This is a genomic window from Streptomyces sp. NPDC059373 (genome assembly GCF_042751495.1).
Taxonomy (GTDB): Bacteria; Actinomycetota; Actinomycetes; order Streptomycetales; family Streptomycetaceae; genus Actinacidiphila.
The window spans coordinates 448,724-470,407 of record NZ_JBHYXC010000002.1 but is presented as its reverse complement, the minus strand read 5'-3'; the positions used below and the strand labels follow the sequence as shown (position 1 = coordinate 470,407).

The 21,684-nt window shown below is 70.6% G+C and carries 16 protein-coding genes and 2 pseudogenes; 6 read left to right on the top strand and 12 right to left on the bottom strand.

Annotation, left to right across the window (positions count from 1 at the left end; translation table 11 throughout):
* Positions 1–116: 116 nt before the first annotated feature.
* Together ACFXJ5_RS06375 and ACFXJ5_RS06370 are read right to left on the bottom strand one after the other, a co-directional pair.
* Positions 117–1,481 carry a sensor histidine kinase gene (locus ACFXJ5_RS06375; RefSeq protein WP_384627617.1) on the bottom strand — a complete coding sequence of 455 codons (1,365 nt, stop codon included), beginning with the start codon at positions 1,479–1,481 and terminating at the stop codon, positions 117–119.
* Complete coding sequence (locus tag ACFXJ5_RS06370; RefSeq protein WP_384627614.1) at positions 1,478–2,203, bottom strand: response regulator transcription factor; 726 nt, start codon at positions 2,201–2,203, stop codon at positions 1,478–1,480. The genes ACFXJ5_RS06375 and ACFXJ5_RS06370 overlap by 4 nt, the downstream gene beginning before the upstream one ends.
* A gap of 70 nt (positions 2,204–2,273) precedes the next feature.
* On the opposite strand from ACFXJ5_RS06370, the gene ACFXJ5_RS06365 reads away from it, so the two are divergent.
* Complete coding sequence (locus tag ACFXJ5_RS06365) at positions 2,274–3,161, top strand: LLM class flavin-dependent oxidoreductase (protein WP_384627611.1); 888 nt, start codon at positions 2,274–2,276, stop codon at positions 3,159–3,161.
* Here ACFXJ5_RS06365 and ACFXJ5_RS06360 read toward each other — a convergent pair.
* On the bottom strand, positions 3,154–3,585 hold the full coding sequence (locus tag ACFXJ5_RS06360) for a DUF6083 domain-containing protein (RefSeq protein ID WP_384627609.1): 432 nt from the start codon (positions 3,583–3,585) through the stop codon (positions 3,154–3,156). The genes ACFXJ5_RS06365 and ACFXJ5_RS06360 overlap by 8 nt on opposite strands.
* 97 nt (positions 3,586–3,682) lie before the next feature.
* Between ACFXJ5_RS06360 and ACFXJ5_RS06355 the strand changes: the two genes are divergently transcribed.
* Complete coding sequence (locus ACFXJ5_RS06355; RefSeq protein ID WP_384627606.1) at positions 3,683–4,537, top strand: HAD family hydrolase; 855 nt, start codon at positions 3,683–3,685, stop codon at positions 4,535–4,537.
* Between the two features lie 10 nt (positions 4,538–4,547).
* Here ACFXJ5_RS06355 and ACFXJ5_RS06350 read toward each other — a convergent pair.
* The 5 genes and pseudogenes from ACFXJ5_RS06350 to hisC form a co-directional block, all read right to left on the bottom strand.
* Positions 4,548–5,729, bottom strand: a pseudogene (locus ACFXJ5_RS06350) (GAF domain-containing sensor histidine kinase); the annotation flags it as partial.
* Between the two features lie 24 nt (positions 5,730–5,753).
* Positions 5,754–9,269: a thiol reductant ABC exporter subunit CydD gene (gene cydD, locus ACFXJ5_RS06345; protein ID WP_384627604.1), complete on the bottom strand. Its 3,516-nt coding sequence runs from the start codon at positions 9,267–9,269 to the stop codon at positions 5,754–5,756.
* 28 nt (positions 9,270–9,297) lie between these two features.
* Positions 9,298–10,305 (bottom strand): cytochrome d ubiquinol oxidase subunit II, encoded by a 1,008-nt coding sequence (gene cydB / locus ACFXJ5_RS06340; protein WP_384627602.1) that lies wholly within the window; start codon positions 10,303–10,305, stop codon positions 9,298–9,300.
* Between the two features lie 14 nt (positions 10,306–10,319).
* Positions 10,320–11,828 carry a cytochrome ubiquinol oxidase subunit I gene (locus ACFXJ5_RS06335; protein ID WP_384627600.1) on the bottom strand — a complete coding sequence of 503 codons (1,509 nt, stop codon included), beginning with the start codon at positions 11,826–11,828 and terminating at the stop codon, positions 10,320–10,322.
* Between the two features lie 199 nt (positions 11,829–12,027).
* Positions 12,028–13,101 carry a histidinol-phosphate transaminase gene (hisC, locus tag ACFXJ5_RS06330; RefSeq protein WP_384627599.1) on the bottom strand — a complete coding sequence of 358 codons (1,074 nt, stop codon included), beginning with the start codon at positions 13,099–13,101 and terminating at the stop codon, positions 12,028–12,030.
* A gap of 291 nt (positions 13,102–13,392) precedes the next feature.
* On the opposite strand from hisC, the gene ACFXJ5_RS06325 reads away from it, so the two are divergent.
* The 3 genes from ACFXJ5_RS06325 (at position 13,393) to ACFXJ5_RS06315 (ending at position 16,727) form a co-directional block, all read left to right on the top strand.
* Positions 13,393–14,490 carry a LacI family DNA-binding transcriptional regulator gene (locus tag ACFXJ5_RS06325; RefSeq protein ID WP_384627597.1) on the top strand — a complete coding sequence of 366 codons (1,098 nt, stop codon included), beginning with the start codon at positions 13,393–13,395 and terminating at the stop codon, positions 14,488–14,490.
* A 158-nt stretch (positions 14,491–14,648) separates the two neighbouring features.
* Entirely contained in the window at positions 14,649–15,689 is a 1,041-nt protein-coding gene (locus ACFXJ5_RS06320) for a metallophosphoesterase (RefSeq protein WP_384627594.1), read from the top strand.
* A gap of 135 nt (positions 15,690–15,824) precedes the next feature.
* Complete coding sequence (locus tag ACFXJ5_RS06315) at positions 15,825–16,727, top strand: hypothetical protein (protein WP_384627592.1); 903 nt, start codon at positions 15,825–15,827, stop codon at positions 16,725–16,727.
* Between the two features lie 13 nt (positions 16,728–16,740).
* On the opposite strand, the pseudogene ACFXJ5_RS06310 reads toward ACFXJ5_RS06315, so the two are convergent.
* Positions 16,741–16,884: pseudogene (locus tag ACFXJ5_RS06310) on the bottom strand (thiamine biosynthesis protein ThiC); the annotation flags it as partial.
* Positions 16,885–16,947: 63 nt separating this feature from the next.
* Between ACFXJ5_RS06310 and ACFXJ5_RS06305 the strand changes: the two are divergent.
* Complete coding sequence (locus tag ACFXJ5_RS06305; protein ID WP_384627589.1) at positions 16,948–18,510, top strand: recombinase family protein; 1,563 nt, start codon at positions 16,948–16,950, stop codon at positions 18,508–18,510.
* Between the two features lie 147 nt (positions 18,511–18,657).
* Here ACFXJ5_RS06305 and ACFXJ5_RS06300 read toward each other — a convergent pair whose 3' ends face one another.
* From ACFXJ5_RS06300 to ACFXJ5_RS06290, 3 genes are all read right to left on the bottom strand, one after another.
* Positions 18,658–20,088 carry a replication initiator gene (locus tag ACFXJ5_RS06300; RefSeq protein WP_384627586.1) on the bottom strand — a complete coding sequence of 477 codons (1,431 nt, stop codon included), beginning with the start codon at positions 20,086–20,088 and terminating at the stop codon, positions 18,658–18,660.
* 991 nt (positions 20,089–21,079) lie between these two features.
* Positions 21,080–21,370: a DUF7848 domain-containing protein gene (locus ACFXJ5_RS06295; protein ID WP_384627583.1), complete on the bottom strand. Its 291-nt coding sequence runs from the start codon at positions 21,368–21,370 to the stop codon at positions 21,080–21,082.
* Complete coding sequence (locus tag ACFXJ5_RS06290) at positions 21,370–21,612, bottom strand: hypothetical protein (protein ID WP_384627580.1); 243 nt, start codon at positions 21,610–21,612, stop codon at positions 21,370–21,372. Before ACFXJ5_RS06290 ends, ACFXJ5_RS06295 begins: the two co-directional genes overlap by 1 nt.
* Positions 21,613–21,684 lie beyond the last annotated feature (72 nt).

The window sequence follows — 21,684 nt, the reverse complement described above, 5'->3', positions numbered from 1 at the left end:
TCCTCGCAGCGAGGGCGGTGCTTCCTCCCCCAGGCTGCCGCGCGGCCCGTCAGGAACCCGTTCAGGGAGTCTTCAGAAGTGGTTAAGACCCGGAAATACCGAAGACCCTGAGGTGGTCAGGACTCCCCGGCGGGCAGCTCCAGGACGACGGTCAGACCGCCGCCCGGGGCGTCCTCCAGCCGCGCCACGCCACCGTTGGCGGTGACCAGCCGGTGCACGATCGCCAGCCCCAGGCCGGTGCCCGACCCCTCCGGATTGCCGAACCGCCGGAAGGCCGCCGCACGCGCCGACACGCTCATGCCCGGGCCGTTGTCCGACACCGCCAGCAGTACGCGGTCGCGGCGGGCGTGACCCTCGATACGTACCCGCGCACCCTCGCCCACCGCGTCCAGGGCGTTGGCCAGCAGGTTGTCGAGCACCTGCTCCAGATCCCCCGACCCCAGGTGAGCGGTCAGCCCGGTGGGACACCGGCCGGTGAGCGTGACCTGCTTGTCCTGCGCCACCGGCTTCCAGGCGGCGACCCTGTCCTCCACCACCTCGTCGACCCGCACCGGAACCGGCCGCGGCACGGCGTTCTCGGCCCGGGCCACCGCGAGCAGTCCGTCGACCAGCCGGGACAGGCGGCCGATCTCCTCCTGGGCCGCCGCGAGTTCGGACGCGATGTCGTCGTCGGCGTCCGCCGCCAGTACGTCCAGTCGCAGCCGCAGAGCGGTGAGCGGCGTACGCAGCTGGTGCGAGACGTCGGCGACCACGGCCCGGTGACCGTGGATCAGCGTCTCCATGCGGGCCGCCATGGTGTTGAAGGTCGCCGAGAGCCTGCGTACCTCGTCGGGCCCCCGTCCGCCGGCCGCCCGCGCCTCCAGCCGGCCTTCGCCCAGCTCCCGGGCGGCGGCGTCCACGACCCGCAGCGGGCGGCCGACCCAGCGGGCGAGCGCCACCGCCAGCAGCGCGCCGGCGATCAGGCCGCCCGCCCCGATCAGCGCCAGCCGCCACCACATCGTCGAGATCCGGTCGTTCATCGGTTGTGCCGACCGGGAGAGCACTGCGGCGCCGACGGGGTGCGCGGTGTCACCGATCGGGACCGCCACGACGAGCCGGTCGTCACTCTCCCGGGCGACCGTTTCCGGATCGGCGATCACCCCGCGGGCGAGGTCGGCCCAGTCCCCGGTGGCCTTCTTCTTTTCCGCGGCCTTCTGTCCCGGACAGCTGGTGGCCGCCTCCAAGCTGCCGTCGGAGTCGAAGACGGCCGCGCAGTCCCTCGCCTGCTTCGCGCCGTTCAGCAGTTGCTGCGTCGAGGCGGCCGTATGCCGGTCGGACAGGTGCTCCTCCGCGGCGGCCGCGATCGCCCGGTCCGCCGCCTCGACGTTGTCCCGGAAGGACGTGCGCTCGCGCGAGGACAACGACAGCCCCAGCGGAACGACGGCCAGCACCAGGAGCACGGTGACCAGTGCCATGACGGCCAAGGCGATCCGCCGGGTCATCGAGGTACCGGTGGTGCGGGTGGCTCGGTGGGCGTGTCCGGCACGGTGTCCGGCGCCGTGTCCGGCGTGCCGAGGCGAAAGCCCCTGCCGTACACCGTCTCGACCAGCCCCGGCACGCCGAGCTTGCGGCGCAGCGCGGCGACGTGCACATCCAGCACCTTGGTCGGGCCGTACCAGTGCGCGTCCCAGGCTCGTTCCAGGATCTCCTGCCGGGTGACCACCCGGCCGGGGTCGACGGCGAGGGCCTCCAGAATGTCGAACTCCTTCGGGGTGAGCGCCACCTCCCGCTCGCCGACGGTGACCTTGTGGGTGCGCGGATCCACGACGAGGAGGCCGTGACGCAGCAGCTCCGGTCCGGCTGAGTCGACCGGGCGGACCCGTCGCAGCACCGCCCGGATCCGGGCGAGGAGTTCGGCCAGACCGAACGGCTTGACCAGATAGTCGTCGGCGCCTTCGTCGAGCGCGGCGACCCGGTCGCCTTCCTCGCCTCGGGCCGTCACCACGATGATCGCCACACCGGAGCGGCTGCGCAGCCGACGGCACACATCGATACCGTCCACATCGGGCAACCCCAGGTCCAGCAGGACGACGTCGGGTTCCGGGACGGCGCTCAGTGCCTGCTGTCCGCTGGACACGCTGCCGGCTTCATAGCCGGCCCGGTTCAGTCCCCGCACCAGGAGATCGGCGATCCCGGGGTCGTCCTCGACAACGAGCACCCGCATCCCGTCATCGTAGGCCGCCCCGGAAGGTCCGGTCGGTGATCATGAGCATTCTGACCGTAACCTCGTTCCTATGCGTCTGAGCACTGTCATCCTCCCCATCCACCGCTGGTCCGAAGGCCAGAAGGTGTGGCGTCACGCCGAGGACCTCGGCTTCCACACCGCCTACACCTACGATCACCTGTCCTGGCGGAGCTTCCGCGACGCGCCCTGGTTCGGGGCGGTGCCCACGCTCACGGCGGCCGCGGCGGCGACCGAGCGGATGCGGCTGGGGACGCTGGTGACGTCGCCGAACTTCCGGCATCCGGTGACGCTGGCCAAGGATCTGATCACGCTGGACGATGTGAGCGACGGCCGGATCACCCTGGGCATCGGGGCCGGCGGGACGGGCTTCGACGCTACGGCGATGGGGCAGGCGGCGTGGTCGCCGCGGGAGCGCGCGGACCGGTTCGAGGAGTTCGTGCCGGTGCTGGACCGGTTGCTGACGGAGCCGGTGGTGACGTACGAGGGGGAGTTCTACTCGGCGCACGAGGTGCGGAACATCCCGGGGTGTGTGCAGCGGCCGAGGATTCCTTTCGCGGTGGCGGCGACGGGGCCGCGCGGGCTGAAGCTTGCGGCGAGGTACGGGCAGGCGTGGGTGACGTACGGCGATCCGCGCGGGCCGGGGGACATTCCGGTGGAGGACTGCCCCGCGGTGGTCTCGCGGCAACTGGACAAGCTGGAGATCGCCTGCGCCGAGATCGACCGGGAGACGAGTGAGCTGGACCGCGTCCTGTTGCAGGGGTCGACGGCGGAGCGGCCGTTGGAGTCGTTGGACGCCTTTGTGGACTACGCGGGCCGGTACGCGGAGATCGGGATCACGGAGATCGTGATCCACTGGCCGGTGCCCGGATCGGTCTTCGACGCGGACATGGGTGTCTTCGAGCGCATCGCGACCGAGGCGGCCGCCCAGCTCAGCTGACCTCTCTTTCCGCCGTATCCGCCCTTCCCCGGCGGGCGTTGCGACGCCAGAGGGAGAGCAGGACCGGCGACTCGACCGGCGCGGGACTGGCCGGGCAGATGTCGAAGTGGGTGATGCGACAGGTGTCGGAGGGCTCGGCGGAGCGCAGGTTGACGGCGGTGCCGTCGCCCGCGATGCGCCAGCGGCGGCCGGCGGGGATGGCCCCGGTGGGCCAGGCGCCGGGCTCGATCATGATCCAGCGGCCGCGCACGGTGAGGTGCCACTCGGCGGCCGAGCCGCAGTGGTCGCAGGCGGAGGACGGGCCAGCGGTCGGGCCGGCGACGGGTATCGAGGTGCGCGCGGCGAAACGGATGCCGTCCAGGACGGTGCCCAAAGCTTCGCCCAGCAGCACCGGTTCACGGTCGGCGTGCTCTGCTTTCTCCATGTCCCGATGGTGGCACCCGGCACTGACAACCGACTGCGCTCCGTGCTGCACTGGTCGCACTCGGCATCGTAAAACCGTATACAGGAGGATGTAGCGCGTGACCTCAGCCACCAAGCTTCCCCAGTCCACCGGCGCCCGCACAGCGGCCCCGACCACGCCACGGCTGATAGCCACCGACCTCGACGGGACGCTGCTGCGCGACGACAAGACGGTGTCGGCCCGTACGATCGCCGCGCTCGCGGCCGCCGAAGCCGCGGGGATCGAGGTCTTCTTCGTCACGGGCCGCCCGGCGCGCTGGATGAGCGTGGTCGCCGAGCACACCGCGCGCCACGGGATGGCGATCGTCGCGAACGGCGCCGCCGTCTACGACCTGCACCGCGACCGGCTGCTGGCGGCCTATCCGCTGGACGCGCGGGACGCGCTGCAGGTGCTCCAAGCCCTGCGGGCGGCGGTGCCGGGGACGACCTTCGCGGTCGAGCGGACGGGGGGCTTCGCGTACGACCCGGAGTATGTGCCGTACGACCCGGACGTGGAGGCGGTGGTGGCGCCGGTGGAGGAGCTGCTGGTGGATGCCGGGGGCCATCAGCCGTTGCTGAAGCTGCTGGCGAAGCATCCGGCCATCGATCCGGACGTCTTCCTGGACACGGCGCGGGCGGTGGCGGGGACGTACGCGGAGATCACCCGGTCGAGTCCTTCGGCGCTGCTGGAGATCAGCGGGGCCGGGGTGAGCAAGGCCACGACGCTGGCCCGGTGTTGTGCGGAGCGGGGCATCACGGCGGCGGAGGTCGTGGCGTTCGGCGACATGCCCAACGATCTGGAGATGCTGTCGTGGGCGGGCACGTCGTACGCCGTCGCCAACGCGCACCCCGATGTGCTGGCGGCCACCACGCACCGTACGGCGGCCAATGAGGAGGACGGGGTGGCGGCCGTCATCGAACGGATCCTGGGGTAGTCGGCGGCCCTCAGAGCGGGACCTCCCAGACCATCGCCGTGCCGGCGCCGTCCGGCCGCGGGCCGTAGGTGGAAGTGCCGCCGAGCAGTTCGGCGCGGCGGGCAAGGTTGTTGAGGCCGCTGCGGCGGCCGGTGGCGGGGATGCCGACGCCGTCGTCGGAGACGACCAGGCGGACGCCGGCCGAGCCGTCGGCGAGGACGGCGGTGGCGTCGATGACGACGTCGATGCGGGACGCCCCGGCGTGCCGCAGCGCGTTGGACAGGGCCTCGCGGAGCGCGGCGACGAGGTTCTTGGCGCTCAGCTCGCCGACCCGGGCCTCGATGGCGCCGACGAAGCGCACGGAGGGCTGGAAGCCCAGCGGCACGGCGACGGTGCTGACCTCGCGCAGGACGCGGGTGCGCAGCCCGGAGGGGGCCTCGGCGGGGCTCTGCTGGAGCGCGAAGATGGCGGTGCGGACCTCCTGGATGGTGGCGTCGAGCTCGTCGACGGCCCGGCCGATGCCGTCCTTGATCTCGGGGTCGATCGTGGGGTCGTCGGCCCGGCGCTGGGCGCCCTGCAGCATCAGGCCGGTGGCGAAGAGCCGCTGGATGACGAGGTCGTGCAGGTCACGGGCGATGCGGTCGCGCTCCTCGTAGACGGCGAGGCGCTCGCGGTCGCGCTGGGCGTCGGCGAGGAGCAGCGCGAGGGCCGCCTGGGCGGCGAACTGCGTGGCGAAGAGGTGCTCCTCGGCGGTGTAGCCGGGCTCACCCCGCAGACGCGGCAGGGCGAGCGTGCCCATGACACGGCTGCCGCTGCGCAGGGGCAGCATCATGCTCGGGCCGAAGCGCGGCGCGATGGCGGTGGTCATCCGGGGGTCGGTCGCCGAGTCGTCGATGAAGACCGGCTCCCCGGCGAGCAGGTGCTCCACGACCGGGCTGTCCGGCTCGATGACGGTGCCGACCAGCCCTTCCGGCCGGTCGGCGGAGGCCGCGACGACCTCCAGGCCGCCCTCGCCGGTCGGCAGCAGCACCAGCCCGGCGTCGGCGCCGGCCAGCTTGCGGGCCTCGGTGGCGACGACGTCCAGGGCGCTCACGGCGCTCGTGGCGCCCCCGGCCCCGGCCTGCCCGGCCTGCCCGGCCTGCCCGGCGTCGTCGGCGAGCAGGGCGGTGCTGACGGAGTCCACAGCGTCCAGGAGCCTGGCGAGGCGTTCTGCCATGGGATCGAGCGTAGGTGCTGATCAGGCGGTCAGCAGATCAGCGGCGCGCTCCCCCTCCAGCGTCCGGCGGAACGGTCCGTCGGCGGCGGCCAGCTCCGCGTACGTACCGCGCTGGACGACCCGGCCGTGGTCGAGGACGACGATCTCGTCGACCGCCTCCAGACCGCTGAGCCGGTGGGTGATCAGGAGCGTCGTACGGCCCTCGGTGGCGGCCAGCAGGTCGGCGGTGACAGCCGTCGCGGTGGGCAGGTCCAGGTGCTCGGCGGGCTCGTCCAGTACGAGGACGGGGAAGCCGGCGAGCAGCGCCCGGGCCAGGGCGAGGCGCTGGCGCTGGCCGCCGGACAGCCGTGCGCCGTGCTCGCCGACGGCCGTGTCGAGGTCCAGGTCGAGGCGGGCGGCGGCGAGGGCTTCGCTCAGGTCCGCGTCGGGGGCGCCGGGCCTGGCCAGGCGCAGGTTCTCCCGCACGGTGCTGTCGAAGATGTGGGCGTCCTGGGCGCACAGGCCGATGTGGCGGCGTACGGCGTCGCCGTCGAGCTCGGCGGCGTCCTGGCCGGCCAGGGTGTACGTGCCGCTCTCACGGTCGAGGAAGCGGAGCAGGACGTGGGCGAGCGTGGTCTTGCCCGAGCCGGACGGGCCGACGACGGCGATCCGGCGGCCCGGGGTGAGGTCGAGGTCGATGCCGGTGATGGCCGGGGCCCGCCGGCCGGGGTGGCGGGCCGTCAGGCCTCGTACGGCGACGGGGAAGGGGCTCTCCGGGGCCGGGGCCGGGAGGGCCGGCTCACTGACCGGCTCCGGCGCGTCGAGGATCTCGTACACCCGGCCTGCCGCCTGCCGGCTGCGCTGCCGGTGCTGAGCGGCGAGCGGCATCCCGGCGACGGCCTCGAACGCCGCGAGGGGCGTCAGGACGATCACCGCCAGCGCCACGCCCTGCAGGCGGCCGCCCGTGGTCGCCTGCAACCCCACGACGGCGCAGGCCACCACCGTCATCCCGGTGACCAGGGCGGACAGCCCCGCGCCCAGCGCCGTTCCGGCGGCGGAGCGCGCGGCGACCGCGGTGAGGGTGCGGTCCGCGTCGCCGGCCGCGCCGAGGCGGGCCGGCATCGCGCCCGCGACCGTCACCTCGGCGGTGCCGGTCAGCAGGGACAGGGTCTGCGTCGACAACTCCCCTCTGGCAGGGGCGATACGGCGCTCCGCGCGGCGGGCCACGGCGGCGGACAGCGCGGGAATCCCGGCTCCCGCGGCGAGCAGGCCCACGGCGAGGACGGCGCCCGCCTCGGGAAGCAGCCAGCCGGTGAAGCCCACGGTGACCACTGCGGCCGTCACGGCGGTCGCGGCCGGCAGCAGCCAGCGCAGGAAGTAGTCCTGCAGCCCGTCCACGTCGGCGACCAGGCGGGAGAGCAGGTCGCCCCGGCGGGTTTCCCGCAGCCCGGCGGGCGCGAGCCGCTCCAGGCGGCGGTACACGGCGACCCGGAGGTCGGCCAGCGACCGGAACACGGCGTCGTGGGCGGTGAGGCGCTCGGCGTACCGGAACGCGGCGCGGCCGATGCCGAACGCCCGGGTCGCCGTGACCGCGACCATCAGATAGAGCACCGGCGGGTGTTGGGAGGCCCGGGAGATCAGCCACCCGGACGTCGCCATCAGCCCGATCGCACAGAGCAGCGCGACCGCCCCCAGCCCGGCCGCCGCCGCGAAGCGGCCGCCCTGGCCGCCCCCGGCGCCGTGGCGGCGGACGCGCCGCAGCACGCTCCGGTCCCCTGCGGGGTGCGGCTCCCCCGGGTCCGCAAACGCCGGACGGGCTGAATTCGCCGACCGGGTTGTGGGTAGGCCGTCCGCCTGAAGCGAGCGAAGCGAGGTGGGGGTCCCCCCACGCGAAGCCATGGGGGAGGATTGGCCCAACCCGGCCACCGACCCGCGGCCGACAACGCCACCCGCATCGGCGAAGCCCAACCGCACCACCCGGTCCGCCACCGCCAGCAGCGCCGGCCGGTGCACAACGAGCAGCACCGTGCGGCCCACCGCGAGGCGCTCGACCGCCGCCACGACAGCGGCTTCCGTGTCGCCGTCCAGATTCGCCGTGGGCTCGTCCAGCAGAAGCAGCGGACGGTCGGCGAGGAACGCCCGGGCCAGGGCGACCCGCTGCCGCTGGCCCGCGGAGAGACCGGCGCCGGACTCGCCCAGCAGAGCGCCGGGGTCGAGGTCGGCCGCACCGGCGTCGGCGAGGGCGGAACGGACCTGGGCCGGGGTGGCGTCGGGGCGGGCGAGGCGGACGTTGTCGGCGATGGTGCCGGGGAAGAGGTGGGGGTGCTGGGGGACCCAGGCGATCTGGCGGTGCCAGCCGGAGGGGTCGTACGCGGCGAGGTCGGTACCGTCCACGAGGATGCGGCCCGAGGTCGGTTCGGTGAAGCCGAGCAGCGCGCCGAGCAGCGTGGTCTTGCCGACGCCGCTGGGGCCGGTCACGGCGACCGTTTCGCCGGCGGCGACGGTCAGGGACGTCTCGCCGAGGCGGCCCGCGACCGCGACGCCGTCGACGGTGATGGTGGCCGTACGCAGGTCGGGCGCCGCGGCCGTGCCCCGTACGACCGGCGCGGTCTCCAGGACGGCGAAGACCTCCTCCGCCGCCGCCAGGCCTTCGGCCGCCGCGTGGTAGTGGACGCCGACCTGCCGCAGCGGCAGATACGCCTCCGGCGCGAGGACGAGGATGACCAGCCCCGTGTAGAGGTCGAGGCCGCCGCCGACGAGCCGCATGCCGATGCCGACGGCGACCAGGGCGACGGACAGGGTGGAGAGCAGCTCGAGGGCGAAGGAGGAGATGAAGGCGATGCGCAGCGTACGCAGGGTGGCGCGGCGGTAGTCGGCGGTGATGGCACGGATGGACTCGGCCTGGGCCTTGGCGCGGCCGAAGACCTTGAGGGTGGGCAGGCCGGCCACGACGTCGAGGAAGTGGCCGGACAGCCGGCTCAGCAGCTTCCACTGGCGGTCCATGCGGGCCTGGGTGGCCCAGCCGATGAGCACCATGAAGACCGGGATGAGCGGCAGCGTCAGAGCGATCGTCAGGGCGGAGATCCAGTCCTCGGTGACGATGCGGCCCAGCACCGCCACCGGCACGACGACGGCGAGGCCGAGCTGCGGCACGTACCGCGCGAAGTAGTCGTCGAGGGCGTCGACGCCGCGCGTGGCGAGGGTGGTGAGTTCGCCGCTGCGCTGCGTGGTGAGCCAGGCGGGGCCCAGCTCCGTGGCGCGGGCCAGCAGCCGTCCCCGCAACTGGGACTTGACGGCGGCGCTGGCGCGGTGGGCGCACAGTTCGGTGAGCCAGGCGACGGCTGCCCGGCCGGCCGCGACGGCGGCGAGCAGCACCAGCGGGGTGCGCAACTCGCCGGCGCCGAGGCCGTGTTGGAAGCCGCCGACGACCACCTCGGCGATGAGCATGGCCTGGGCGATGACCAGCCCGGCCCCGGCGAGGCCGAGCAGGACGGAACCCGCGATGAAGGCGCGGGATGCGCGGGCGTGGCGCAGCAGCCGGGGGTCGATCGGTTTCACGTGAAACACACCTCTCAGTGCACGGCCGTCAGTGCGCGGCGGAGTCGGCGATGTGCTGGGTGCCGATGCGCTTGCGGAAGACCCAGTACGTCCAGCCCTGGTACAGCAGCACCACCGGGGTCGCGATGCCCGCGCACCACGTCATGATCTTGAGCGTGTACGGCGTCGAGGACGCGTTGGTGACCGTCAGGCTCCAGGCGTCGTTCAGCGAGGACGGCATGACGTCCGGGAACAGGGTCAGGAAGAGCGTCGCGACGGCGGCGACGATCGTGATCCCGGAGAGGGCGAAGGACCAGCCTTCCCGGCCCAGCAGATTCGCGCCGAGTGCCGCCAGCAACGCGAGGACGGCGACGGCCGCCGTCGCCCCGCTCTTGGCGTCGCCACCGTCGAGCTGGGTCCAGATCAGGAAGGCCGACGCGCACAGGGCGGCCGCGATGCCCGCGCCGGTCGCGAAGCGGCGGGCGCGCTCGCGGATGTCGCCGAGGGTTTTGAGGGAGGCGAAGACCGCGCCGTGGAAGGTGAACAGCGTCAGGGTCACCAGACCGCCCAGGACCGAGTAGACGTTGATCAGGTCCCAGAAGCCGCCGACGTACTCCCCCGCCTTGTCGATCTTGACGCCGTGCACGATGTTGGCGAAGGCGACGCCCCACAGGACGGCCGGGACGAGCGAGGTCCAGAAGATCGCGGTCTCCCACCTGCGCTGCCACGCCTCCTCGGGCCGCTTGGCGCGGTACTCGAAGGCGACTCCCCGCACGATGAGGCAGACCAGGATCATCAGCAGCGGCAGGTAGAAGCCGGAGAAGAGGGTGGCGTACCACTCGGGGAAGGCGGCGAAGGTCGCACCGCCCGCCGCGAGGAGCCAGACCTCGTTGCCGTCCCAGACCGGGCCGATGGTGTTGATGAGGACGCGGCGTTCGGCACGGTCGCGGGCGAGTGCCTTGGTGAGGATGCCGATGCCGAAGTCGAAGCCCTCGAGGAAGAAGTAGCCGGTCCACAGGACGGCGATGAGAACGAACCAGACGTCGTGAAGGTGCATGTCCGTCTCCGTTTCTAGTACGAGAAGGCCATGGGGCGGTCGGCGTCGTCATCGTCGCCGCCGATCTTGGTGGGGGATTTCAGGTCGGCCTCGGTGAGTTCGGGCGGACCGGCCTTGACGTACTTGACGAGGAGCTTGACCTCGACCACGGCGAGAATCCCGTACAGGGCGGTGAAGACGATGAGCGAGGTGAGGACTTCGCCGGTGGAGACGGTGGGAGAGACCGCGTCCGAGGTCTTGAGCAGTCCGTAGACGACCCAGGGCTGGCGGCCGGTCTCGGTGAAGATCCAGCCCCAGGAGTTGGCGATCAGCGGGAAGCCCATGGTGAGCAGGCCGATCCGCCAGTACCACGTCGAGAGGGTCGGCCCGAGCCGCCTGCCCTTGGTCAGCATCAGATGCGGTGGCTCGTCGTCGCCGGTGCGGTGTTCGGGTGCGAGCCACAGCTTTCGGCGGGTGAGCCACAGTCCGGCCAGGCCGACCGCGAAGGAGGTCATGCCGAAGCCGATCATCCAGCGGAAGCCCCAGTAGGCGGTGGGGATGTTGGGCCGGTAGTCGCCGGGGCCGTACTTGGCCTGCTCGGCCTTGTTGACGTCGTTGATGCCGGGGACGTACGAGGTGAAGTCGTCCGCCGCCAGGAAGGACAGCAGGCCGGGGATGTCTATGGCGACCGTGTTGTGGCCCTCGGCGACGTTGCCGTAGGCGAAGACCGAGAAGGGGGCGGGGGACTGGCCGTCCCACAGGGCCTCGGCGGCGGCCATCTTCATCGGCTGCTGCTTGAACATGACCTTGCCGAGCAGGTCACCGCTGACGGCCGTGAGCAGGCCCGCGACGACCGCGGTGACCAGCGCCAGCCGCAGCGAGGTCCGCATCACCTGGACGTGCTTCTTGCGGGCCAGGTGGTAGGCCGCGATGCCCAGCATGAAGGCGGCGCCGGTGAGGAAGGAGGCGGTGAGGGTGTGGAAGACCACGACGAGGGTGGTGTTCTGGGTGAGGACGTGCCAGAAGTCGGTGAGCTCGGCGCGGCCGGTGGTCTTGTTGTAGCGGTAGCCGACCGGGTGCTGCATCCAGGAGTTGGCGGCCAGGATGAAGTACGCGGACAGGATGGTGCCGATGGAGACCATCCAGATGCAGGCGAGGTGGATCTTCCTGGGGAGCTTGTCCCAGCCGAAGATCCACAGCCCGATGAAGGTGGACTCGAAGAAGAAGGCGATCAGCGCCTCGAAGGCGAGCGGCGCACCGAAGACGTCCCCGACGAACCGCGAGTAGGTGGACCAGTTCATGCCGAACTGGAACTCCTGGACGATGCCGGTGACGACACCCATGGCGATGTTGATCAGGAACAGCTTGCCCCAGAACTTGGTCGCCTTGAGGTACTTCTCCTTGCTGGTCCGTACCCAGGCCGTCTGCAGGCCGGCGGTCAGGGCGGCGAGAGAGATCGTCAGGGGGATGAAGAGGAAGTGGTAGACGGTGGTGATGCCGAATTGCCATCGCGCGACGATGACGGAGTCCAGCGCGAGCTGCACGTCACGCCTCCTTCGTTACTGGCCCGGCGGGCCGCTGAGCGTCGCTTGTGAAAGTGAACGCATTCACAAGATAAATTATGACTGACACAGTTTTGCCCCCTCGCACCGGGGGGTGGGAGGGGGCAAACGGGGGAACGCCATGGTGCTGATCAGCCTATTTGGTACTTGACAGCCAAGCGCGGGGGCTGCTTGCGGACTCCTACAGCTCCTTGCGGAAAGCCTCCGCCGTGCGCAGCAGTACGTCGTTGGCCTCGGTCTCGCCGATGGTGATCCGTACGCCCTCGCCCGGGAACGGCCGGACCGTGACGCCGGCCCGCTCGCACGCGGCCGCGAAGTCCAGGGTCCGCTCCCCCAGCCGCAGCCAGACGAAGTTGGCCTGCGTCTCCGGCAGCGTCCAGCCCTGGGCGGCAAGCCCCTCGTGGACCCGGGCCCGCTCGGCCACCAGCGCCTCCACCCGCTCCAGCAGCGCGTCCTCCGCGCGCAGCGAGGCGACGGCGGCGTCCTGCGCGAGCTGGCTCACGCCGAAGGGCACAGCGGTCTTGCGCAGCGCGGCGGCGACCGGCTCGTGGGCGATGGCGAAGCCGACCCGGAGCCCGGCCAGGCCGTACGCCTTGGAGAAGGTGCGCAGCACCGCGATGTTCGGGCGGTCGCGGTAGAGCTCGACGCCGTTGGGGAAGTCGGGGTCGGCCACGAACTCGATGTAGGCCTCGTCCAGGACGACCAGGACGTCCGAGGGCACCCGGTCCAGGAAGCGCTCCAGTTCGGCGCGGCGGACGATGGTGCCGGTGGGGTTGTTGGGGTTGCAGACGCAGATCAGCCGGGTCCGGTCGGTGATCGCGGCCGCCATCGCGTCCAGGTCGTGGTTCTCGTCGGCGTCCAGCGGCACCTGGACGGACGTGGCGCCGCTGATCTGCGCGATGATCGGGTAGGCCTCGAAGGACCGCCAGGCGTAGATCACCTCGTCGCCCGCGCCGGCCGTCGACTGGACCAGCTGCTGGGCCACGCCGACCGAGCCGGTGCCGGTGGCGATGTGCGAGACCGGCACCTCGAAGCGGTCGGCCAGCTCGGCGTGCAGGGCGGTGCAGGCCAGGTCGGGGTAGCGGTTCAAGGACTGCGCGGCGGAGACAGCGGTCTCGAGCACGCCCGGCAGCGGCGGGTACGGGTTCTCGTTGGAGGACAGCTTGTATGCGGTCACCCCGTCCATCACGGCCGGGGGCCGCCCCGGCTTGTAGATGGGGATGCCGTCCAGCTCCGGGCGCAGTCGTGGGCTCATGACCACACCATACGAGGGCGTAAGCGACCGGGGGAGGCCTGGGTAGAGGGCTGTGCGCCGGTGGCGCGACCCCTGGCGCGCGTCCCTCGTACAGGTGAGTTGATACCTCCGTGAAATCTGGACCATTCAGCAGGAGATCGTCGCGCGGACGTCCGTAAGCACCGCCCGATGTTGTGTGTCGCCTGTGAATGCAAGGCTGGATGGCTGCCTCAGCCATGGAGAAACGTATCTGTCAAGCTGCTTCCGCGACGCCCCGCGAACGGACCACCCGAGCCCTACTATCGGCTCGCCATGACAGCAGCAGGGAACCACCAGGCGAGCCGGCCGTTCGGACGCCGGCTGGAGCGGGCGGGCATCAGGGATGTGGCCGCCGCGGCCGGTGTCTCGATCACGACTGTCTCCGACGCGCTCAACGGCAAGGGCCGACTGCCCGATGCCACCCGTCGCCATGTGCGCGAGGTCGCCGACCGACTGGGCTATCGCCCATCGGCTGCGGCCCGCACACTGCGCACCGGTAGATCGGGCCTCATCGGCCTGACCGTGACCACATACGGGGAAGAACCTTTCACCTTCACCGAGTTCGCGTACTTCGCCGAGATGGCGCGGGCCGCGACCTCGGCGGCGCTCGCGCGCGGCTATGCCCTGGTGATCCTGCCCGCGTCCTCGCGGCACGACGTCTGGAGCAATGTCGCGCTCGACGGCACCGTGGTCATCGACCCCTCCGACCACGACCCCGTCGTCACCGACCTCGTCCGCCAGGGCGTGCCGGTGGTCAGCGACGGCCGCCCGGCGGGGAATCTGCCCGTGCAGGCCTGGGTCGACAACGACCACGAGGCCGCCGTCCTGGACATCCTCGACCACCTGGCCGCCGCCGGCGCCCGGCGGATCGGCCTGCTCACCGGGACCAGCACGGACACGTACACCCGGCTGTCCACCACCGCGTACCTCGAATGGTGCGCGCGGGTCGGGCAGGAGCCGGTCTACGAGGCCTATCCGGCCCACGACCCGTGCGCGGGCGCGGTGGCCGCCGACCGGCTGCTCGCCCGCCCCGACCGGCCGGACGCCGTCTACGGGCTCTTCGACCCCAACGGCACCGACCTGCTCGCCGCCGCGCGCAGATACGGGCTGCGGGTGCCGGACGACCTGCTGCTGGTCTGCTGCAGCGAGAGCAGCGTGTACGCGACCACCGAGCCGCCGATCACCACCCTGTCGCTCAAGCCCGGCCGGATCGGCACCGCCGTCGTCCAGCTGCTCATCGACGCCATCGAGGGCGGCGGCAGCGGCAGCCCGGTCCAGCAGGTGATGCCCACCGACCTCATCGTCCGCACCTCGTCGCAGCGCCGGCAGCCCCGCACGACGGTCAGTCCGCCGCGCGGCGCGGGTGAATAGGCGGGAACCGGAAGCGGACCAAAGGGAAGCCGGCGGAAGTAACGCCCGCCGCGTGGCGATTTGTCGGCACCCGCCGAAATCCCGCTAGCCAGGTGTGTCACGCTGCGACTTCGTCATTCCTATGATGGGCGGATGGCGGCGCGAAGGTGGAGGGGTCGATGACTCAGGGGGCCGGTCAGGGACCCGTACAAGCGACGGCTGGCGGCTGGAGCCCGGTGGGCACCGCGCCCGCGGGCTACGAGCCCACACGGGCCGACGCGCGGCTGGCCCCTGCCCCCGTGGCCGGGGAGCACGAGCAGCACGAGGCGTACCCACCGGAGTACACCCCCACCCAGCGCGATCTTCCGGTGATCACCGCACCCGAGGCGCGCCCCGGGCCGCTCTACGTCGTCGGCGATGTGCACGGGTACATCGACGAACTGCGCGACGCGCTGTACGCGACCGGGCTGATCGACGCCGAGGGCCACTGGTCGGCCGGCACCGCCCGGCTGTGGTTCCTCGGCGACTTCACCGACCGGGGCCCGGACGGGATCGGCGTCATCGAGCTGGTGATGCAGCTCTCCGCCGAGGCCGCCGCCGCCGGCGGCTACACCAAGGCCCTCATGGGCAACCACGAGCTGCTGCTGCTGGGCGCCCACCGCTTCGGCGACACCCCGGTCAACTCCGTGGCCGGCACCGCCTCCTTCCTGGCCGCCTGGCGGCTCAACGGCGGCCAGACCACCGACATGGAACGGCTCCAGGACCACCACATCGCCTGGATGTCCCGCCTCGACGCGGCCACCGTCGCCGACGGCCACCTGCTGCTGCACTCCGACACGACCGCGTACCTGGACTACGGCACCACCATCGACGCCATGAACGACGCGGTGACCGGCGTGCTTCAGCGCGGCGATGCGGACGAATGCTGGGAGCTGTTCCGCAAGTTCACCAAACGCTTCGCCTTCCGCGGCGACGACGGCCCAGAGGCCGCACGCGAACTGCTCGCCACCTACGGCGGGCAGCGGGTCGTGCACGGCCACAGCCCCATTCCGTACCTGCTCGGAGAGGTCGGCGGCGACCACACCGCCGACGGCGAGGAACGGGCGGTGCCGGTGGTGGAGGGGCCGCATGTGTACGCGGACGACCTCGCGGTGGCGATGGACGGCGGGGTGACCATGGACGGCAAGCTGCTGGTCGCGCAATTGCCACTTCTGCCCTAGCCTGCCATTTTCCGCAAACTCTCTGTCACGCTGTCACCTCCTCGCTCTACCATCGGGGTTATCCGTAGGCACGCTCTCCTCCACTTCCGCCGGGGCTCCGGAGAGGGGCCGGAGACGGAGCATCGGGGGATGTAGATGAACAGCGCTCAGCATCTGCTCAACGAGGACCGCGCGGACTTCGAGCGCGCCCTCGACGAGGTGCTGCACTCTGCCGAGACCCAGGCCGCTCTGGACGAGGGCGGCAACCCGCTCAACACCGAACAGCTGCGCACCATGGCACTCAGCGCGGCCGAGCCGATCGCCGCCTGCGCCGCGCCCGAGTACCAGCACTACCGCAAGGTGCGCGAGCAGGTGCGCGAGGCCACCGAGGAGCGGCAACGCGCCCGCGTCGGCTCCATGGGGCCCACCGCGCCCACCGTCTCCTCCGGCATGGGGTACGCGGCCGCCGTGGCCCCGGTCGCCGATCCGGACGGAAGCGGGGCCGGGCTGTTCGCCGTCGTCGCCGTCCTCACCCCGATGCTGGCCGGCGCCGCGGCCGTCATCGTCCTGGTCGTCGGCTACGCGCTGCGCCTCGGAAACCCCGTGCCCGCCATCGCCGCGCCGCTGATCAGCGTGGGCTGGCTCTTCGCGGGCGTCGCGGTCTTCGGCATCGTCGTCGCCATGGTCGGCCTACTGCTCACCGCCCTGCGCAACGGCTCCACCGCCCTCCACGACGGCCCCGACGAGCTCCCGCCCGAGGTCGCCCTCGCCCGCGCCGCCTGGCGCCGGGCCCTGCTGGAACGCGGCCTGCGGCCCTTCCTGGCCGAGGCCCTCGCCAAGGCCGCCGACACCCCCCGCGCACCCGCCCCCGCCCCCTCCTCGTACGACGGCAATACGGGCGGCCCGCGCATGCCCCACCTCGGCTACTCCCGCCCGGACTTCACCAGTCCGGGCCCCGAGGAATCCCCGGAGCCCGGACGGCGCTTCACCAGCCCGGACTTCACCAGTCCCGACTTCACGAGCCCCGACTTCGGCGGGCCGGACAACAAGCCGAACTAGTGCCCCTCCCGGACTAGTCGGCGATCGGGAGATACACCCGGTTGCCCGCGGCCGCGAACTCCTCGGACTTCTGGCGCATGCCCTCCTCCGGGTCCAGCGACAGGTCGCCGCCGTGCCGGCGCCGGATGTCCTGCGAGATCTTCATCGAGAAGAACATACATAGAAGACACACATCAGGTACGGTCGTCCCACCAGGTCATTCGCAGCCACAGGGGGCGGCATGGGACAGCGCGAAGAGATCATCAAGAAGCTCCGGGGAGTGCCGGAAGACTTGCCATCCGTCGAGGAAGTCCGCGCCATGCTGGCAGCGGACCCCACCCTCAAGTGCGTGGTCTGCTACGCGCGCATCTCGTTCGACGGTCGGGCCAAGGACGCCCACGGCATCGAAGATCAGCACCGCGAGATGACCACCAACGCGGGCAAGTTCAACTGGCTGGTCGTCTACCGCTACACCGACAACGACAAGAGCGCCAGTAAAGAGGAGGTGATCCGCGACGACTTCGAGCAGTTGGTCAAGGATCTTGCCGCCGGCCAGACACCCGAGGGCTACCCCATCCATGGCGTGATGGCCGTGAACGACGACCGTCTGTACCGCCGTCCCGGCGACTGGGAGCGTTACCTTCGAGCCTTCACAAACCAGGAGGACCGCGTCTATCACGACTCCAACGGGATGCAGGACCTCTACGCCGAGGGCTTCGAGATCAAGGGTCTCGTCGGCGTCGCGATGTCGTTGGCGGAGACCCGGAAGAAGCAGCGCCGTTCCCGCAACAGCCACCGCAACCGGGCCATTCGGGGTCAGTCCGTGTCGGCATGGCGGCCCTTCGGATGGGACGACGACAAGATCACTGCGCGCCCGGACGAAGCCGAGGCGATCAGCCAGGCTGTGGACGATGTGATTGCGGGGGCATCCATTGCGGAGATCACGGCCCGCTGGAAGGAAGCAGGGTTCATCACCAGCCGTGGTAACCCTTTCCAATATCAAACCGTGAAGCAGGTTCTTGTGAATCCGCGCCTGTGCGGATACCGACAGATCAAAGGCGAGTTGATCCGGGATGGTGACGAGCAACCGGTCACCGGAGAATGGGATGCGATCATCAGCCCCAAGAAATGGTTCGCCGTCACAGCGACGATCCGGGAGCGCGGCCACGGTACGGGCCATCCGCGCGGTGGCTTGGTTCACAAATATTTGCTCACAGGGATCTTGCGATGCGGCAGCACCCTTGAGGACGGCACCGTCTGCAACAACAAGATGATCGGCATCAAGGCCAATAAGTGGCTGAAGTATGAGCACGCGTACATGTGCAAGAAGAACGTCGACGGAGGGTGCAATAAGACGTACCGGCGCGGCGACAAGACTGACAAGTGGATTGAAGAATTGGTGATCGCCAAGCTTGAGGCCGAGGCGGCTACCACCGCACGCGACGTCCCTGACTGGGGCAAGGAGGACGACCTTGAGCGTGCGGTGGCGAGCCGTAAGGCACTCGAAAGCCAGTGGCATCAGGGCAAGATCGATGATGAAACCTTCTTCCGAAACCTCCCTGCAATGGAAGGTCAGATCAAGGAACTTCGCAGCGACCAGGCCGACCATTTGGCGATGAAGGCCGCAGCCGAGGCAGCCGAGACCAACATCGCCGAATCGTGGGGATCGAAGACACTGACTCAGAAGCGAGAACTGATAAAGCGGGCATTGCACGCCGTCATCACGCTCCCGGGAGGCAAGGGGAACAAGGCATTCGACGTGAATCTACTCAAGCCCGTCTGGAAGACTTCCGGCGAAGCCTGACTCCCAAGATTTCCCCTATGCCTCGCAGCTGATCATCCGAGAATGGCGGGGACTCCCGGACATGACGCTCTATCCAGTCCCTTGCAGCTTCCTCCTCCCTTCTCTCCCTCTCTGCTACCCCGTCCTCCTTGTTATCAGAGAGGCGCGTCAAAAGAATTCACGCTCTTCGCGTCCTACCTCGCGGTTGATGGCGAGGTCTTCGGCGATTCCGGCGGCGAGGAGTGCGGCGCCGGGGGTGTGGCCGGAGCCGACGTAGCGCCAGGCCGCTTCCGTGATCGCGTCGGGGTTGTCGGCCAGGCCGGTACCGGCGTGCTGGTGATCGGCGCGTTCAGCCCGCAGCGCCCCGTACGTTGTCGAGTAGCGGCGGGATTTGGTGAGGATGTGGCCCCGGTAGCCGAGCGTGTGAGCCCAGGCGCGCAGCCTCAGCGGCTCCAGTTCCGGCAGGCCGCCCAGCCGCCAGCACACGCCCATCAGGGCCCGTACGTGGCTGCTCACCACGGCGGCGCGGATGTCGGCTGGGCCGTTGATGCGGTGGTCCAGCCCGGCACCAGTGTCAGCAGCTCCCTTGGAGACGTACTTGCCGACATAGGCCGCAACCGCCTCATCGGACAAGCCGTCACCATCGCCGAAGGCCCGGATCGGCCGGGCATCGAGCTGGGCACCCCAGGCCACCCGTTCCGTGCCGTACGCGTCCGAGTCGGGCACGGTCACGAAGCCAGACGCGGCAGCATCGTGCACGGCGTCGAGGAGGACATCCGGCGTCGCCCAGACCGGAGGCGGATCACCAGGCCCACCAGGACCATCCAGGCGCACCACGGCATGGAAGTGCACGGCCGCCCGGCGTTGGTACTCCGCGACCTTGGCGAACGACACCGTGAGCAGTTCCCCGAGCCGGGATCGCGGCACGTGGGCGGTGGTGGCCAGGTGGCGGCGTACGGCGGTGGTGAAGCGGTCCCACAGCCGCCCGGCATGCGCGTGCCACAGGACATGGCCCACGTAGTCGTAGCAGGCCGGGCACAGCGGCTGACCGACCAACGCGTCACCGTCAGTGTGGGCAAGGCCGCAGCCGGAGGGCAGCCCGTGATCACACCGGGGATCATCCCGGCGCGGACGGCACGGCCTACCATCGGTCGCACGGTGCACCGGGCCGAACGAAGGCGCGGTCAGCGTGACGAACAGCCGGGGCCGTTCCCGTACAGCTTCCGGCACGGACTTGCCGCCGGACAGGCCAGCGCGGATCAGGTGGAAGGTGTCCCCGGCGTGCAGGCGCGAGCACGGGGCACACACCGAGGCGCGGCGATTGCGGCAGCGCACGGCGAGGCGTTCCCCAGGCTCCCCAGCAGTGGAGTAGGCGGAGAGGATCTCACCGGTTGCCCCGTCCCGGGTGATGGTCGAGCCGGACAGGTACACCGGGTGCCCGCAGCCGCCGATGGCGATGATCTGCTCACGCCAGCGGCCATAGCCGGGCTCATTGGCGAGGCGGATCACATCCCTGTCTTCGTCTGACAGTCTCCGCAGGCGTGCGGCGCGTTCCAGGTCGGCCTGGCGTGCAGCGGCGTCGGAACGCTGAGCGGGCATGGAAGGGTCGAACGGGTTGGGCATGGCCATCCAATCGGGTCAGTGAGCGTGCGGCGGATACGGTGTCGATGCGGAACACGAGTGCTCCCCCTTCTCTGACTGACAGAGCGTCAGTCGGTCGTTCGACGGGCGTGAAATTGCTGGTCAACGGGGCTTTCCCCGTCCCCCTACGATCCCATTCGGGCATCCCTGCCAGCCATCGAATTACGGCCCTGAGCAGGCACGTTGTGTCTTTTACCGGGCGCGGTTGCACCGGCCTGCGGAGCAGTGGCAGTAGCCCGCTGCGGGCGCGTGCGCTCACCCATGCCGGGCACTTCCCGGGGCCGTGAGCGTCCGGGGCCGGGAGTCGTGGCGGAAACTGTCTTCACTTACTCAAGGGCGCGCCTGCGGCGCGCCGGGCGGCTTCGGCCGCCCTCGCCGGTCGCTCGACCTTCGGCCGCGACCGTCGAGCGGCCACCGCCCGACACCGAAGGCGACCCAGCGACGTGAACCTGCTCCGCAACCCCGTTCCATTGCTTGCGGGCCCGGGGCGCTTCGGCCGGGGGTCGACGGCCTACGCGGTTTTAGCCACCTCCCTGGACGGGGCCCCTCGCCGGACAAGCCCAGGGGGCCCATCGGTCGTAAACGCGGGCAGGCAGCAGCCCGCCCGATTCGCCGGGGCAGCGTAAGGCCCCCTGGACTTGCCCGGCCCCCATCCAGGCAGGACACCGGCCAAAACAGCTACGGCCGGCGACGTGCCCACACCGCACCACCAGGCACCGCACCACGACGAGCCAAGACAGCACGAAGCCCCGGCCATCCGCACGGGGGAGATGCGAACAACCGGGGCCGATGGAGCCCGCCCCAGAGCGGTCAGTCGGCGTCCGACCGGGGCGGGAGCTTCAGGAGTTCGGCAGTGTCAGGGCCACCCCGATCACGAAGCCGCACGCAGAAGACACGGTGATGATGAAGAGCGGTCCCGCGAAGCGCCCGAGGAACGCGGTCAGCCGTCTCATGAACCTTCGCCCCCGCCCGCCTCCAGGGCGTAGTACGGGTTACCCGGCGCTGGATCAACCCGCCAGAAGCCGAGGATCTTCGGCTGATACTGACGATGCGTCGGATGGGAACCCGTGTGCTGTAACGCCCACAGCTCGACCGCCAACCGATCATCATCCACCGCAGGTGACTCCACCCCGCACGCGATGCACAAGACCGCGAAGATGTTCTGCGGCGCACCCTCACCCGTCTCGACGCTCAGCGTCCACTCGGCCGCTTTGATGATCATCGGCTGCCGTGCGCCCATCAGTACCCGCCACCGCTACGCCGGTTGGCCTGGGCCACCTTGGCACTCAGCGTCTCAGCAGCACTCAGCGGCCGAATGTTCTCCGGGCGTGCGTCCCACTCCAGCCCGCCGTCCTGCGGGCGCATCTGCACGTACGGGCCCACATGCCCCCGCACTTCGCCCACCTCGCCCCGTGCCGTGTCAACGGCAAGCGTGCCGATTTCCAGGTCGTCAGCATCCGTGGATCTCTCTTGCGTCACCATGGAATATGACGCTACGGAGTGACCTGGTTACTCATCAATGGCACTTTGGCGGGACAAGAATCCGAAGTGCCA